1 protein-coding gene is annotated in these 295 nt (G+C 69.2%); it reads left to right on the top strand.

The genetic code is table 11. The annotated features are described in order from the left end of the window. On the top strand, nucleotides 1–295 hold a 295-nt coding region (locus tag SB753_RS36275), incomplete at both ends, for an HAD family hydrolase (protein WP_410804939.1).

The following is a 295-nucleotide window of genomic DNA, read 5'->3' as shown; positions in this document are numbered from 1 at the left end:
GCATCGGCGCTCGGCAGGACGCTCGCCGAAGTCGACGTCGAAGCGATTCGCAGCGCAGTCGAACGCGCGGCCGTCAAGGCACCGATGGTCGACGGCATCGAGGCCGCGCTCGCGAGCATTCCGTTGACGAAGGCCTGCGCGAGCAACAGCTTTCGCGCGTATGTCGAAGCGGCGCTGGCGCGCACGGGCCTCGTGAAGCATTTCGGCGACCGGCTTTTCTGCGCCGATTCCGTCGCGCATCCGAAGCCGGCGCCCGACGTTTATCTCGCCGCCGCGCGCGGGCTGGGCGTGAACC

Origin of the sequence: Paraburkholderia sp. SIMBA_053 (assembly GCF_046534895.1) — a bacterium.
Classification (GTDB): domain Bacteria; phylum Pseudomonadota; class Gammaproteobacteria; order Burkholderiales; family Burkholderiaceae; genus Paraburkholderia; species Paraburkholderia caledonica.
Note: the sequence above shows the minus strand (reverse complement) of the source record. Positions and strands in the feature narration are given on the sequence as shown.